Source organism: Methanohalophilus sp. RSK (genome assembly GCF_003722075.1).
GTDB lineage: Archaea > Halobacteriota > Methanosarcinia > Methanosarcinales > Methanosarcinaceae > Methanohalophilus.
On the sequence record NZ_RDSK01000013.1, the window covers coordinates 192,409 to 206,832 of the forward strand.

Genomic DNA, 14,424 nt, shown 5'->3' on the forward strand with positions numbered 1-14,424 from the left:
CTCCATTATCTATTAAATAAAACAATAATGTTCCAAATTATCTAAATTTGAGCATACAATGTGGGTATTTCTGCAGGCCAAAAGGAGAGATAAAATATGGCAAAAATAACACAGAGTCTTATTGGCGAAGCATTGGTAGGAGAAGGACCTGAAGTTGCACACATCGATCTTGTTATCGGTACAAAGGGAAGTGCAGTTGAGAATGCATTCATGAATGCACTTGCAAACCCACAGCAGGGTCATTCCCCACTGCTTGCAGTCCTTGAACCAAACGTTATGCCAAAACCAGCAACACTTCTGGTGAACAAGGTTACCATCAAGAATGTAACGCAGGCTTCCCTGATGTTCGGCCCTGCACAGGCAGCTATTGCAAAAGCTGTAATGGACAGTGTAGCTGACGGCGTTATTCCAAAAGAAGAAGCAGAAAACCTTCTTGTCATTGTCTCAGTATTCCTCGAGTGGGATGCAACAGACAAGGATAAGATCTACGAGTTCAACTACGAAGCAACAAAGATGGCAATCAAACGCGCTATTGACGGAACACCAACCGTTGATGAAGCACTTGCAAAGAAGGACTCTGCAGAGCACCCATTTGCTTAAAAAAGATATCCTGCGAGCAAAATCGCAGGATGCTCATCTTTTTGATTTCAAAACAATAACTTAAATTTATAATTATTTAATTTGGAGCTAACATGAAAATCAATAACCAAATATCTTATGGGATTTATGCCAGATTGGTTTTTTGTGTAGTCATATTTGCAGTTTCAGGTTACCTTATATCCTATAGCGAATTGCTTAAAGGATCCTTAATAACCAATGATGTTTGGTATTGGTTTTTTAGTTCAGTAGCGCAGAGCTTTGTAGCAATCATTAGTGTTCTGATAGTGGTTTATACTTTCAATAAAGATAATATCAAATATTCACATCAAAAAAATTATCTTGAAACCATTTTTTCATTTTCAATATTAGTTGGATTTTTCATAATCTTTTTTTCGCTTATGTTAATTCCTTTTGCATCGATTCCATTTGGCAATACTTACAACATAACAATAAAATTGATCATAATCCATGTATTTCTAGGTCTATGTTTTTTTGATCTGATTTATACAATTAAATTTATTCACAGTCTCTGTACGACTTCTGACGACATCGAGAATCCTATGGAAATAAATGATAATGCATTTGATGAAAAAATAGCTGATGGGGGAGAGTTTTAATTCATTTAGCCCCCTTCCTACATTTCCAATCTTTCCCTAACATGGGCATTGAGGGTAAATGGCTTCTCAGCTTCAGCATTCTTCTTCATATAATGTAAAGTACCTTTAGAAAATCCCCTCTTCTTCCATTCAGTATAGAACAGATAAATAAATTCTACAACTCTTAAGAGATTGTGCGCTGTACTGAACAATAATTCAAAAACACTATGCGGGGGTTGCCCATTCAGGCCAAAGGCGCAGGGCTTAGGACCCTGTCTTGTAGAAGTTCGTGGGTTCGAATCCCACTCCCCGCATCTGTTTTTTTTAGAAATATATGTAACTCAGCAAAGCGCCACTCTTCTAAAAAGTTCATTTTTGACTTAGAGTAGAAATTCTATAAGTTTAGTAATTTGGGCACAGTTTTTCTGCAATTTCAATTATAAAACCTTCTGGTATAATTGTGCCAGTGTTTTTAATGTAGTTTGGAATGCGATTATAACGAAGCAACTTAATGAAGGAATGTTTTTGCAATGGTATGTTGGAACCAGTTATTGCAAGTATTGATTTCACCTTAATTTCATCTTTTGCAAGGTTGTAATAGAGCTTCTGCAAAGCATTTCCATATTTATGGTTGTTTAAGTGGCGATAGACAAGATAGCCAGCCCTATTAAGTTGATCGTATGGTGTGTAAGATCCATCATCGAACACCTCTTGAACATAACGTTGGCTCCAGTTTTTCGTTTCAATCACAAAGACGCCTGTTGGACCAACCACAAGATGATCTATTTGAGATGATCTCAACTTTGACCCATTAAAACTTATGTAGTCATTCAATTCAAGATATAAATCATTGAAAAGGTAGTAGTCATTAGACAGTTTGTTTAATTCCTCAATAACGGCCAATTCTCCCAAAGCACCATAGTACTCATTGGATTTTCTAAGGCTTTCAATTTTATTAACCTTAGAAACTAGAGATGATAATCGAGAGTCGGTTTCTTCATCCGTGTTATTTTCGAGATAATCACTTTTACTTTTTAATTGTCTCAATTTTGAAAGAAGAGGTTCAAGGCGATTGTCTACTTCATTTTGAGAATTTGTATCTAAATATTTTAGTTGTTTTTTGCTTTTACGTATTTTTAATTTGGTTAATATGTAGTTAAAAATATCTTTCAAATTAAATTGAATTGACTGCAATGCTTCTACATTGTTTTTTATCTCATCATATTCTGATTGTATCTCGTCTATTATGCGCGGTTTTTGTGAATTTATATCACATTCTACAATGTCAATTTCTATTTCGATATTTTGTATTTCATCTTTGATTTCCCTACGCACATCGAGTTTTCTTCCATAATATTGATGCTTTAACTCCTTTTCTATGGCATCAATTTCATCTAAATTCGATATTTGAAAACCTTTTTCGTTGGCTAAATAGATTAAATCTTTTACAGCCCCCGAATGCCCCTACTGGATTACCACAATAAATCCTCTAGTATACTTGCAGAAGTAATATGAGTTACAATTCGAATCTTATATTTATATGTTATTTTACTTTAAATGTTTAACCACTCTTTCAACAGCAACAGTATTCAATTTAATATCTCCCTTCTCAACTATCTTTTTCTTGATTCTCTGAATCGTTTTTCTATCTATCCACTCCTTCAATGTGTTTTTGAGATAAATTAAGTATTTTCTGCATTGCCCCTTTCTTGTTCAAGAAATCCTGTGGCTTTAAACATACCTACTCTACTCATCAATATCATTGGCCTCTTTCCCAATATACACAAAATTATCAACATTCAATCTCAATAAATTTATCACTGTCATAAATCCGTATTTCACACCTATACATGAGTTATTATTCTGTATCGAAAACAACAAAAATACATTTCACTAACCCGTATCTATATAAACTAGCAGCAAGTAATTTTTTAATAATGATAGGAGAGATTATATGAAGACATTAGTAACATATATGACACAGACAGGAAATACAAAAAAAATAGCTGAAGCAATTTATGGGGAAATTACCGGGGAGAAGGATATCAAAAACATCGAAGATGTAAGCAACTTTGAAGGTTATGATCTTGTGTTTGTGGGCTTTCCGGTCCTGCAATTCAATATTCCAGAAAATGTTTCAAAATTTGTAAAGGAGAATGTAGCTGGTAAGAACATAGCATTTTTCATGACCCATGCTGTTCCCGAGGGATTCGAAGCCATTCATTCATGGACCGGCTCCTGCAAGGATATTGCAGACAGTGGAAATTATATTGGTACGTTTGAATGCCAGGGTGAGTTGGCACAACCTGTAATCGACATGTTGCTGGAATCCGATGATCCACAAATGAAAGAGTTTGGTGAGATGGGCCCTTCCACTAAGGGACAGCCTGATGAATCTCGTGTACAGAAGGCAAGGGAATTCGCAAAAGAGATTCAGGCAAAGGTCCAGTGACTGGATATTTCTGATTTCCTGCAATCCGTGTAGGGGTTTCAGGTGCTATTAACAAAGATTAATCGCAACTCAGTTTGAGTTCATTTAATCTTTTATCTTTTCAGAGACGTCCTTACTTGAATAAATTAAAAAGTGTTCAAAGGGCACACTTTAATGCATAGTCCGCATCGAAGTCCGCCAAGAACATTAAACATATACTCGGCGCATTTTTCTTTATGAATGACCCCTTCTGATGTAAGAGCATCAACCGGACATACTTCGATACACTTCATGCATTCACTACATGCATCATTTATAAGTGGCAAATCGGTTTTTTCTTCCGTATCCAATGGTGCATCCGTCAGTATAGCAGCCATACGTACTTTAGGCCCAAAGTCCTTTGTTATCAGAAGATGATTCATGCCAAAGTTTCCCACTCCTGCACGATAAGCAGCATATTTGAAAGATAAATCTGCTTTAAGTGTCTCACGATTGGCATACCAGTAACCGTACTCACTTCCTTCACTTGGAGCAATCGTTGCCATATAACCTTCTTTTTCAATAAGTTTAGCTAACTTGAATGCAATGACTCTCAATGTAGTTGTAGCTGCCATAAGTGTATTTGTATATTCACCTCTGCCCTTTGGTAACGTTTCAAATGCTCCTCGTGGTACAGAAACCCCCAGGATAATTACTGATTGTAAATTTTCCATCACATCCTGAGGCTTGTTGCCAGTATAATCTGAATCTTCAAAACAGGATTTATCAGTGATACTGATAAAATCAGCACCTAACTCAAAAGCCAGGTTCCTCAAAGTTTCTGTAATATTATTCTCTGTCATTTTTCCTCTTCCTTTTGACAAGAACTATTTGCGATACTTTTCAAAAATACCACAGTAAAACATTGTACACAGCGTTTAAAAAATATACTGTAAGCATTCCTGTTTTATTCTTTTGACTTCAGGTATTCTGCAATATTCTTGCCCAGTTCTTTTGCGGCATTGACAGCTTCAGGTTGGTCCTCAAATTTGTTTATTCCTACAGACTCTTTTGTTGCATCTGGACCAAACGTCATCTTGATACCGCTCATGTCACATTCGTCTCCAAATCTGCATCGAACACATGGATTATTGCCAAGGATCCTAACAGAGCCTACAGCCTCCATTCCTTCTTCCATCATGTAATATGTAATCGCATTGATACCGTTATCAGAGGCGGGTGGCATCATCTCAAAATCCTTCGGGATTGCAGATGTGATTATAGCACCGCCTGGTTTTCCCTTCATAAATCCGTATCTATGACGAAGTGGGTAGAGCCTTTCAATGAATGCCTTTGTACGTGAGTCAAGGGTGGAATAAGGTGTAAAACCTGCAATAATTAGAGCATCTGCTTCTTTAGCTTTTTCTGCCAAAGCAATGCCGTCGTCTTTAATTACACAGACATTCGTTTTTACACAACCCAGACACGCCTTACAGGGAGCAACGGTATAATCAATAAGTTTGACAAATTCGTAATCCATGCCTGTTGCTTCAAGGGCTGCTTTTAGAGCACGGTCGGCATTACTGTCTTTGATAGGGGAACCTGATACACCAAGAATTTTCATTACTATTCACTCCTATTGACAATCAGCTTGTAAATACCTTGAGTGTTGTGTGCAAAAGGGTGTGGGTATTACAACCCAGCCCTTTCAACAAGGGTGTCAGCGATCTGCTTTGCACTCTCAATTGGGAAGTCTTCTGGTGTAAGAAGTGCACCTGCTTCTCCTGCGGTAATCTCGACATCTCCTGCTTTACATTTAGTGTCTGCACCAGCAGGCATTGCTGCAAGAAGATCTTCAGGTGAATTTATAGGGAATGATGCATCTGCCAGTGCTCCAACGATCTGGGAATGGATTTCTTCTTTTACGCTCATTTTGTTTTCTCCTTTATGGTTTTTTATGTGGTTCCATGTTCTTTGGAAGATTTGAACCACAATAGATAATTGATAGTTATTCATATATACTTAATCGGCATTACAATGACTCTTGTATAGTGGAGTAACTCCTATGACCTTTAAGGTTTTACTAGAAACCCTTATAAGCAATGTGTGAAAATTCTATATTATGAACAATAATTGCGAATCCGAACTCGGGGATATAAGGGAAAAGCTTGATGATATCTACAGAGAAGTCAGATCATTTACTGAAGATACAAACAGGCAACATCTTGAATCCATTCTGGCATTTGTAAGAAGTGATTATTCTGATGCTATGGAAAAACACCTTGTTGCCGATGCAGAAATTGGACTTTCTAAAAACATGGTCAAGAAATGTGAGCGTCTTGATCAATGCCGATCAATTTTCACAGAAATGTTACAGAAAAATGCAGCTCTTATCAAACAGCCCTCTGTTGATAGTGAACTTATTGATAAGAAACGTGTTGAGATCAAGACTTTAAGGAAAGGCATGCCTTATGATAAGTGTGACATCTGCTTTTCCGAGGCAATCGATCTTTTTGAAAAACAGGTCAGCCTTATGGAGTCTATGAGGACATATGATACAAATAAGGATAAGAAGCAGGACATCTCGCTTATTCCAGCACAATCAGCTATCGATGACGTGCTCGATCCCTTATGCCACACAAAGCGTTTCGAAATTTTAAAAGCAGTCTGTGGTCAGTCAATGAGTTTCTCTGCTTTTTCTAAACTCACAGATCTTCGAGGGGGAAACCTTTTATTTCATCTCCAGAAACTCTCAGATAGTGGGATGATCATACAGCAACATGAGAGGGGTGATTACATGATTACAGGTAAAGGGTTTAGGATAATGGAAGGTATTAGCGCTATATATTTTTCTCTCGTCTCTGAAGAGAATTAAACTTCTGTAATAACTGTATAAAGACAAGGCATTAATTAACTGTAAAACACAGGAGAATTGAGAGCACAGGACCCCCATCCACTGCTCTCAATCGTACCACCCACTCCCATTTTTTAAGCCGAACCCCCTTCGGCTGTATCCAGGTCAGGAACTTGCTGCAAAAGTTCCCGGGTGCAATCCCTAATAGGATATTTTCCCATATAACCTAAATGGGAATAGAATTTCTGTAGTGTGAGGATTTTTTTATGCAATTAAAAATTTCAACTACAATATAACAGACTAATTAACTTTTAGGTTTTTGTTAACCAAAATAAAGTCACCAAAAATATAATATTAATTATGGCGTAAACTGCTTCTGTGGAGAATTATTCTTCACCAAATGTATTTATATAGCATGCAACCAGAAACGCATGTACCAAATGGGGGTATAACATGTCAGAACATGAAGAACTTGAACATGAAGAATTACTGGACAGTATGAGTAACAAACTGGGTTTCACTCCGCAAATCCTGAAAACATTGGGTGAGATCGATCCGCATTTCCTGAAAAAATACAATCATTGCAATCAGAAGCTCCTATCTGATGGTGCGCTGCCTGCAAAGATGAAGATTCTTATGGCACTTGCAGTGGTGGCATCCAAGCAATGTGAACGATGCACGGTTGTACAGATGCAGAGTGCCTTGAAAAACGGGGCAACGGCTGAAGAGATTATGGAAACCATGGAAGTCATATCCATAACCTCGGGTGCACCCGCTGTAGCTGCCTGCAGGGATGCGTTGAAACTTCTCAAGGAATAATCGGATCATTCCGGTTTTTCAATTTTTATGGGGGTACATTTGAATGAAAGTTTTGGTTTTTGGAGCCGATGGTTTTGAAGATCTCGAATTGTTTTATCCTTTACACAGGTTGAAAGAGGAAGGTATCGATGCCAGGGTGGCATCTGTTTCCCGTGGTACCATTGAAGGTAAACACGGCTATCATGTTGAAGCGGACCTATCCTTTGATGAGCTCGATCCCGATGAATACGATGCACTGGTAATTTCCGGTGGCAAGGGACCTGAGATAATGCGGCTTAATGAATATGCGCTGGATATAGTGAAACATTTCATGAATGAAGAAAAACCTGTGGCTGCTATCTGTCACGGCCCGCAGCTTCTGATCTCCGCCCGGGTGCTGGATGGTCGCAAGGCCACCTGTTGGCCCGGTATCAGGGATGACCTGATCGTAGCAGGTGCAGATTACAGGGATAGTGAAGTGGTAGTTGATGGCAATCTGGTCACTTCACGCCATCCGGGTGATCTTTTCGCCTTTGGACGTGAGTTGCTTGGTTTGATTAAAGGATGAAGTATGGTTTCCGGCATTTCCCGGAAATTATTTTTTTTATTTTTTTTATTCTGAAATAATTGAATCCATATATCCTTTAATTCCATCATTTTTTAAGGGCGACACCACTCTTTATAGCCGCATCTGCAACAGCCTTTGCCACAGCAGGGACAACTCTGCTGTCAAGAGGATTGGGTATTATGTAATCTTCTTCAATGCCGTCCTCTTCTACAATTGCTGCTAGGGCATTGGCGGCTGCAAGTTCCATCTCCAGATTGATCTGGGTGGCTCTGGTGTCCAGTGCACCTTTAAAGATTCCCGGAAATCCCAAACAATTGTTGATCTGGTTGGAACAATCAGATCTTCCGGTTGCCACTATACGAGCGCCTGCTTCAAAAGCTTTAAGGGGCATGATCTCAGGAATGGGATTTGCCATAGCAAAGACAATGGCGTCATTGTTCATGGAAGCAACCATATCTTCTGTAAGGATTTCGGGAACAGATACGCCTATAAATACGTCCGATTCGGCTACGGCGTCAGCAAGACTTCCCTTTATTTCTTCAGGATTTGAAAATTCAGCGATTTTCTCTTTTTCAGGATTCATCCCTCCTGTACGTTTTCTGCTGATAATCCCATGTCTGTCACAAACAAGCAGGTTTTCAGGTCTCACTCCTGTATGAAGGAGTTTTCTGGCAATGGCCATCCCGGCAGCACCGGCGCCAGATATGACTATTTTGATCTCGTTGATTTTTTTGCCGGTAAGTTTGAGTGAATTCAGTAAACCTGCTATTGTAACAATCGCGGTTCCATGCTGGTCGTCATGTGTCACGGGTATTGGCAATTCCTTTTTGAGCCGCTCTTCAATCTCAAAGCAGCGGGGTGCACTTATGTCTTCGAGATTGATCCCTCCGAAAACCGGGGCGATGTTTTTGACAGTTTTTATAATTTCTTCGGTGTCCTGGGTATCAAGGCATATCGGGAATGCATTAATTCCTGCAAGTTCCTTGAATATGATGGCTTTTCCTTCCATCACAGGTAAACCTGCAGATGCACCGATGTTTCCCAGCCCCAGAATGGCTGAGCCGTCTGTTATGATCGCGACGGTGTTCTCTTTCAGTGTATATTTATATACATCATCATTGTTTTCAGCGATCCGTTTGCAGGGCTCGGCAACACCGGGGGTATAGGCAATGCTTAAGTCCCGGGTATTGTCCAGACGGACTTTGCTTGCTACTTCAAGAACACCATGATGTTTTTCGTGTAATTGGAGGGACTCCTCTCCCAGTGAGTCGTCGGTTTCCATGCACGATTTTACTGTCAATTTTTTCAACTTTTATTCCCCTTTATACTGGTTAATTCCCTGATTTATAATTGTGAAGGTAATCTACTTATAATCTCGCTACTGGGAATTTCACCAAAACACCTAAGTAAGGTAGAATACCTCGGTTGGCTATGAGATGAGTGAGAACTCGTTTTTATACAACACTGAGTTGATATATTGTCAATAAAAGATGGCGACACAATAAAGATCGATTATACAGGCACTCTGGATGATGGCACAGTTTTCGACAGTTCCGAAAATCATGAGGAGCCTCTTGAATTTACTGTAGGGGCAGGTCAGGTTATTCAGGGATTTGACGATGCTGTCAGAGATATGGAAGAAGGTGAAGAAAAAGAGTTCAGACTTGAGCCTTCTGAAGCCTATGGTGAATACAATGATGGTCTTTCCCAACCAGTACCTAAAGACAACATTCAGTCAGACATTGACGTTGAAGTTGGAATGATGTTGCTGGTGAAAACACCAGATGGCCAGGAACTTCCAGCAAAGATTGCCGAGGTTGGCGATGAGGAAGTCATACTCGATATGAACCATCCCCTTGCCGGTAAAGCATTGAACTTCAATATACAGGTCAAAGAGATATCATCCTGATATCTCTTTTTCATCTAATTTCCTAATTTCTTTCCTGAAATTACTGCTGACGGATTAATTTTTTTATCGATATATTTTACCCAGCGAAGGCTCTGGAAATGTATCGTTTAGGTAGCAAAATAGTATGTGAATCAAATATAGGTGTAATTTTTTGGAAAAATATGAAAAAAGGAGGATGGGGAATTATTCCTCCTTTGTCTTATCTCTCAGGAACTTGTGCAGAATTCCACCGTTTTTGCAGTAGTCTACCTCTATATCGGAATTGAGGTTTACAGTTACATTGAATGTGACTTCTTTTCCATCTGGATTACGGGCTACAACCTCGAGTTTTCCGCCGGGTTTCATTTCAGAGATGCCCCTGATTGTGTAGGTTTCATCGCCTTTAAGTCCCAGGTCTTCTTTGCTTTCACCTTCCCTGAATTGCAGGGGAATTACTCCCATTCCTACAAGATTACTGCGGTGAATCCTTTCGTAGGACTGTGCGATCACAGCTTTGACACCGAGCAGTTGTGTACCCTTGGCCGCCCAGTCACGGGAACTGCCTGTTCCGTATTCCTTGCCTGCAATTACTACCAGGGGAATGTTATTTTCCATGTATTTCATGGCAGCATCATAGATTGGCATCTCCTCTCCGTCAGGGAGGTAAACTGTCCATGAACCTTCCTTGCCAGGTACAAGTTTGTTTTTCAGGCGCACGTTACCGAAGGTTCCACGCATCATTACTTCGTGATTACCCCTTCTGGAGCCGTAGGAATTGAATTCTTCTTCCGACACACCGTGTTCCATCAGGTACCTGCCTGCAGGATAATCAGCAGGAATCGAGCCTGCCGGGGATATGTGGTCGGTGGTTATACTGTCATCCACAAAAACAAGTGCTCTTGCATCTTTTATGTCTTCCATATTTTCGACATCAAGCGGGAAATCCTGAAAGAAAGGGGGCTCCTGGATATAGGTTGATTCATTGTTCCAGTCGTAAAGCAGTCCTTCCGGCGCATCGAGTTCCTGCCAGCGCTCAGTTCCCTGGAAGACATTGGCATACTCTTTCTCAAACATTTCGGGTTGTACATATTCGCCACAATACTGCTCTATCTCACCGTTTGCAGGCCAGATGTCCTTCAGGTAGACTGGTTCACCGTTCGGGTCACATGCAATAGGTTCTTTTGTGAGGTCAATATCTACTGTGCCTGCCAGGGCAAAGGCGACCACGAGCATAGGGGATGCCAGATAATTGGCTTTCACATGGGGGCTGATCCTGCCTTCGAAATTCCTGTTTCCGCTGAGTACCGATGCGACAGTCAGATCACGGTCTTCAATTTCCTTTACTACCGCTTCGTGCAGGGGTCCACTGTTCCCAATACATGTAAGACAGCCGTAGCCCACGAGATGGAATCCCAGGGCTTCCAAATAAGGTACAAGGCCGGCTGCTTCCAGATAATCCATTACAGCCTTTGAACCAGGTCCCAGGCTTGTTTTCACGAATGGTTTGACCTTAAGTCCTCTTTCAACTGCCCTTTTCGCAACCAGTCCGGCACCGATAAGTACCGAAGGGTTTGAGGTATTGGTACAGGATGTGATGGAAGCAATGGCAACAGAACCGTGGTTTAGGTCGACCTCTTCTCCTTCACATTTGATCTTCATGATCCCGCTGTGGTCGGGATGTGTTTTTTCCACAACATTATAACCGCCCTCTTCAAGCCAGCGGCTGTAATCCGGATCAGTCTCGAAGTCTTCACTTCCCTTCTTCAGGGAAAATACATCTTTCATTGTCCTGTGGAAAGCAGCGGACATATCACTGAGGACAATGCGGTCCTGTGGTCTTTTCGGACCCGCAAGGGAGGGCTGCACCGTGCCCATGTCAAGTCCAAGAGTAGAGGTATATTCCGGAACCGGTGCATCACTTTCTGCAAGCAGGCCCTGCTCTTTGCAATATTGGAAAACCATATTCACATGTTCTTCACTGCGTCCGGTCATGCGCAGGTAATCCAGTGTAACTTCATCAACGGGGCAAAATCCCATTGTTGCACCGTATTCCGGACCCATGTTGGCAAGGATTGCCCTGTCAGGCAGGGACAGTTTCCTGTAACCGGGACCATAGAATTCCACGAATTTACCTACAACACCGTGTTCCCTGAGCATCTGGGTTATTGTGAGTACAAGATCTGTGGCTGTGATTCCATCTTTCAGTTCTCCTCTTAATTCAAAACCCACAACTTCAGGAATTGGCATATAGTAAGGTTGTCCAAGCATAACTGCTTCAGCCTCAATACCACCAACGCCCCATCCCAGGACACCCAGGCCATTGATCATTGTTGTATGGGAATCGGTTCCTACAAGAGTATCGGGATAGGCGACAGTTTCGTCGTTTTCTTCCCGCAGATGTACCACATTTGCCAGGTGTTCAAGGTTTACCTGGTGGATTATACCGCTTCCCGGAGGTACTACGTTGATATTGTCAAAGGCATTCTGTGCCCAGTGCAACAGTTCATAACGCTCCCCGTTTCTCTGGAACTCATGTTTCTCATTACAGTTTCTTGCATAGGAAGTGCCGTAACAATCGACCTGTACTGAGTGGTCTATTATAAGGTCTGCAGGAATTACAGGGTTTATTTTCTCCGGATTTCCACCAAGTCTTTTCATTGCAGACCTGATTGCGGCAATATCCACAACCGCAGGTACGCCTGTAAAATCCTGCAGGATTACCCTTGAAGGGATATATGGGATATCCGATTTTGGTACATTGTCGGGTTTCCAGCCTGCAAGGTTTTTTACATCCTCTTCGGTTACAACCTTGCCATCTGTATTCCTTACCAGATTTTCCAGTAATACCCGGATGGAATAGGGAAGAGAAGAAATTTTGCAAAGGCCATTTTCCTCAAGTGTATCCAGACGGTATATGATACTCTTCTTACCCCTGGTATCAAGAGTATCTCTTGCTTTAAAAGAAACTGAATTATTATCCATTATTGGCACCCTTAAATATAAATCCGTTAAACGAATTTTGCACGTGGTCTTATCAACCTGTTATCTGAATATTGTTCGAGACAATGTGCAATCCAGCCCGATATCCTGCCGGTGGCAAAAACTGCCGTTGCAAGTTTGGGAGGGATGTCAAGATATTTGTAGACGACACCGGAATAAAAATCTACATTCGGATATATAGGTTTACCCCTCTTTTGCACATATTCTTCATATGCGACCCCTTCTATCTTCTCGGCAATCTCGAACCTCTATTAGGTCACATCGATCATGATAGTTTTCCAAAAAAACAAGAAATTATAATCGGTGTTTTCCTGCAAGGCCAACCGATTTCCTATTGTGCTTTTTCACCAGATGTAGAGGAGTTTCAGTTTTTCTCATCCTCGAATTCAACATACCAGTGGCTGCCATCGCAGAATGGTTTGTTCTTGGAGTTTCCGCATCTGCACAGGCAATAATGATCCTGGGTTTCGGGGTTTGATCCATCCGGATCCTCAAGTTCAATATTTCCCACCACATTATAGGCATTGTTCTTCGCTACGAATACTTCTGCATTATGAGGGTAATCTTTGTGCAGCTGTCCATCCATTGTGTAGCTCAATGCTCCGGATGGGCACATCCTGATAACCCTCGCAATCTCTTCCGGATCTGCGCCGTCAGGGTCGATCCAGGGTTCAACGCCCATTCTGAAAACCGAAGGCAAATTATCTGTACAGTGGCCCCTGTGGGAACATACCCCACGGTTGTCATGGATTGTGATTGCTTTTCCTTTGTAAGTATCCATTTTGTCAGGAACGCGGTCTTCTTTCTTTTCCCCTGAAAAACCGTTCTTCATGTGCGTGCCATCGCAAAAAGGCTTGTTTCCGGAACCCCCACATCTGCACATTGCAATAGTGGGCTTTGTTTCAATAAATACTCCTTTTGAATTACGCAGGGTGTTGAGATTGCTTACAATGTATGGTCCGTCTTTTGATACTTTTATAATGGTTTTGTCTTCTTTATCCATTGAAATTCCCCTTGCATAGACTTTTGTCTGAATAGCTTAAGTAATTATTGCGAAATAATTCTCTGTTTTATTCAGTACTTTCCTGTGACTACTCCCACGACTAAAGTACGTGGGCTTCTATGGGTTTTATCCAAGAGATTGTAGTCCCAATCTCAGTATGTTGATAGCGGCATTGTGGTCTCTGTCCAAAACCAGGCCACATCTATTACATTTATGAGTTCTATCATCTAATGTTTTTTCAACTAATATACCACATCTTGAACACATCTTAGAAGTATTTGCAGGATTAACCAACACAACTAAAGAACCAGCACTTTCAGCCTTGTACTTCGTTGCAGAGATTAACATATTCCATGCGGCATCTGATATGCTTTTTGCGAGACAATGATTTTGAAGCATTTTCTTGATGTTTAAATCTTCAAAAGCAATGAAAGAATATTCATTTATTAATTGTCTGCTTAATTGATGAATGAAATTATGACGCTTATTTGCGATTCTTTCATGAATCCTTTGCACTACTCGAATAGCCTTTTTGCGTTCAGGAGAACCCTTTGCGGCTTTGGATAATTTCCTTTGGGCCTTTGCGAGTTCCTTTTCTTCCAGACGGAAAAAACTAGGGTTGGGTATTGCTGTTCTGTCAGATAGAGTTGCGAAACTGGATAATCCCATATCAATCCCTACAACATTTTCCATCGTTCTTTCTGGAA

16 protein-coding genes, 1 tRNA gene and 1 pseudogene are annotated in these 14,424 nt (G+C 40.8%); 8 read left to right on the forward strand and 10 right to left on the reverse strand.

What is annotated here, in order from left to right; translation table 11 throughout:
* Positions 1-96: 96 nt before the first annotated feature.
* The gene (gene fae, locus EFE42_RS07025) at positions 97-600 is read left to right on the forward strand and encodes a formaldehyde-activating enzyme (RefSeq protein ID WP_123136571.1); all 504 of its coding nucleotides are present in this window, start codon (positions 97-99) and stop codon (positions 598-600) included.
* Between the two features lie 92 nt (positions 601-692).
* Positions 693-1,217, forward strand: coding sequence for a hypothetical protein (locus tag EFE42_RS07030; protein ID WP_123136572.1), 525 nt, complete (start codon positions 693-695; stop codon positions 1,215-1,217).
* A 17-nt stretch (positions 1,218-1,234) separates the two neighbouring features.
* Here EFE42_RS07030 and EFE42_RS11000 read toward each other — a convergent pair.
* Positions 1,235-1,354, reverse strand: a pseudogene (locus EFE42_RS11000) (CRISPR-associated protein Cas1); the annotation flags it as partial.
* Between the two features lie 71 nt (positions 1,355-1,425).
* Here EFE42_RS11000 and EFE42_RS07040 point away from each other — a divergent pair.
* A tRNA-Leu gene (locus tag EFE42_RS07040) sits at positions 1,426-1,510 on the forward strand.
* Positions 1,511-1,598: 88 nt separating this feature from the next.
* Here the strand turns inward: EFE42_RS07040 and EFE42_RS07045 are convergent.
* Positions 1,599-2,531 carry a nuclease-related domain-containing protein gene (locus tag EFE42_RS07045; RefSeq protein WP_158599203.1) on the reverse strand — a complete coding sequence of 311 codons (933 nt, stop codon included), beginning with the start codon at positions 2,529-2,531 and terminating at the stop codon, positions 1,599-1,601.
* A gap of 619 nt (positions 2,532-3,150) precedes the next feature.
* Between EFE42_RS07045 and EFE42_RS07050 the strand changes: the two genes are divergently transcribed.
* Positions 3,151-3,648, forward strand: a complete 498-nt coding sequence (locus tag EFE42_RS07050) for a flavodoxin family protein (protein ID WP_123136574.1) — start codon at positions 3,151-3,153, stop codon at positions 3,646-3,648.
* A 125-nt stretch (positions 3,649-3,773) separates the two neighbouring features.
* Here EFE42_RS07050 and EFE42_RS07055 read toward each other — a convergent pair whose 3' ends face one another.
* The 3 genes from EFE42_RS07055 to EFE42_RS07065 all read right to left on the reverse strand — a co-directional run bounded on the left by EFE42_RS07055 (position 3,774) and on the right by EFE42_RS07065 (position 5,538).
* A complete protein-coding gene (locus tag EFE42_RS07055; protein WP_123136575.1) occupies positions 3,774-4,469 on the reverse strand; it encodes a 4Fe-4S binding protein in 696 nt (231 codons plus the stop codon).
* Positions 4,470-4,573: 104 nt separating this feature from the next.
* Complete coding sequence (locus EFE42_RS07060; protein WP_123136576.1) at positions 4,574-5,230, reverse strand: flavodoxin family protein; 657 nt, start codon at positions 5,228-5,230, stop codon at positions 4,574-4,576.
* Between the two features lie 68 nt (positions 5,231-5,298).
* The gene (locus EFE42_RS07065; RefSeq protein WP_123136577.1) at positions 5,299-5,538 is read right to left on the reverse strand and encodes an MTH865 family protein; all 240 of its coding nucleotides are present in this window, start codon (positions 5,536-5,538) and stop codon (positions 5,299-5,301) included.
* Between the two features lie 190 nt (positions 5,539-5,728).
* Here EFE42_RS07065 and EFE42_RS07070 point away from each other — a divergent pair, with 190 nt between their 5' ends.
* From EFE42_RS07070 to EFE42_RS07080, 3 genes are all read left to right on the forward strand, one after another.
* Positions 5,729-6,481: a helix-turn-helix domain-containing protein gene (locus EFE42_RS07070; RefSeq protein ID WP_123136578.1), complete on the forward strand. Its 753-nt coding sequence runs from the start codon at positions 5,729-5,731 to the stop codon at positions 6,479-6,481.
* Positions 6,482-6,913: 432 nt separating this feature from the next.
* Entirely contained in the window at positions 6,914-7,279 is a 366-nt protein-coding gene (locus tag EFE42_RS07075) for a carboxymuconolactone decarboxylase family protein (protein WP_013036943.1), read from the forward strand.
* A gap of 43 nt (positions 7,280-7,322) precedes the next feature.
* On the forward strand, positions 7,323-7,826 hold the full coding sequence (locus EFE42_RS07080; RefSeq protein WP_123136579.1) for a type 1 glutamine amidotransferase domain-containing protein: 504 nt from the start codon (positions 7,323-7,325) through the stop codon (positions 7,824-7,826).
* Between the two features lie 85 nt (positions 7,827-7,911).
* On the opposite strand, the gene EFE42_RS07085 is transcribed toward EFE42_RS07080, so the two are convergent.
* Positions 7,912-9,108, reverse strand: coding sequence for an NADP-dependent malic enzyme (locus EFE42_RS07085; protein ID WP_233564769.1), 1,197 nt, complete (start codon positions 9,106-9,108; stop codon positions 7,912-7,914).
* A 195-nt stretch (positions 9,109-9,303) separates the two neighbouring features.
* Here EFE42_RS07085 and EFE42_RS07090 point away from each other — a divergent pair, with 195 nt between their 5' ends.
* A complete protein-coding gene (locus EFE42_RS07090) occupies positions 9,304-9,735 on the forward strand; it encodes a peptidylprolyl isomerase (RefSeq protein ID WP_072359183.1) in 432 nt (143 codons plus the stop codon).
* Between the two features lie 183 nt (positions 9,736-9,918).
* Here EFE42_RS07090 and acnA read toward each other — a convergent pair whose 3' ends face one another.
* From acnA to EFE42_RS07110, 4 genes are all read right to left on the reverse strand, one after another.
* On the reverse strand, positions 9,919-12,696 hold the full coding sequence (gene acnA / locus EFE42_RS07095; RefSeq protein ID WP_123136581.1) for an aconitate hydratase AcnA: 2,778 nt from the start codon (positions 12,694-12,696) through the stop codon (positions 9,919-9,921).
* 26 nt (positions 12,697-12,722) lie between these two features.
* On the reverse strand, positions 12,723-12,953 hold the full coding sequence (locus tag EFE42_RS07100; RefSeq protein WP_123136582.1) for a citrate/2-methylcitrate synthase: 231 nt from the start codon (positions 12,951-12,953) through the stop codon (positions 12,723-12,725).
* A 125-nt stretch (positions 12,954-13,078) separates the two neighbouring features.
* Entirely contained in the window at positions 13,079-13,717 is a 639-nt protein-coding gene (locus tag EFE42_RS07105; RefSeq protein WP_123136583.1) for a CDGSH iron-sulfur domain-containing protein, read from the reverse strand.
* Between the two features lie 126 nt (positions 13,718-13,843).
* Positions 13,844-14,424: RNA-guided endonuclease TnpB family protein (locus tag EFE42_RS07110; protein WP_148039263.1), on the reverse strand; the 581-nt coding region annotated here is incomplete at its 5' end.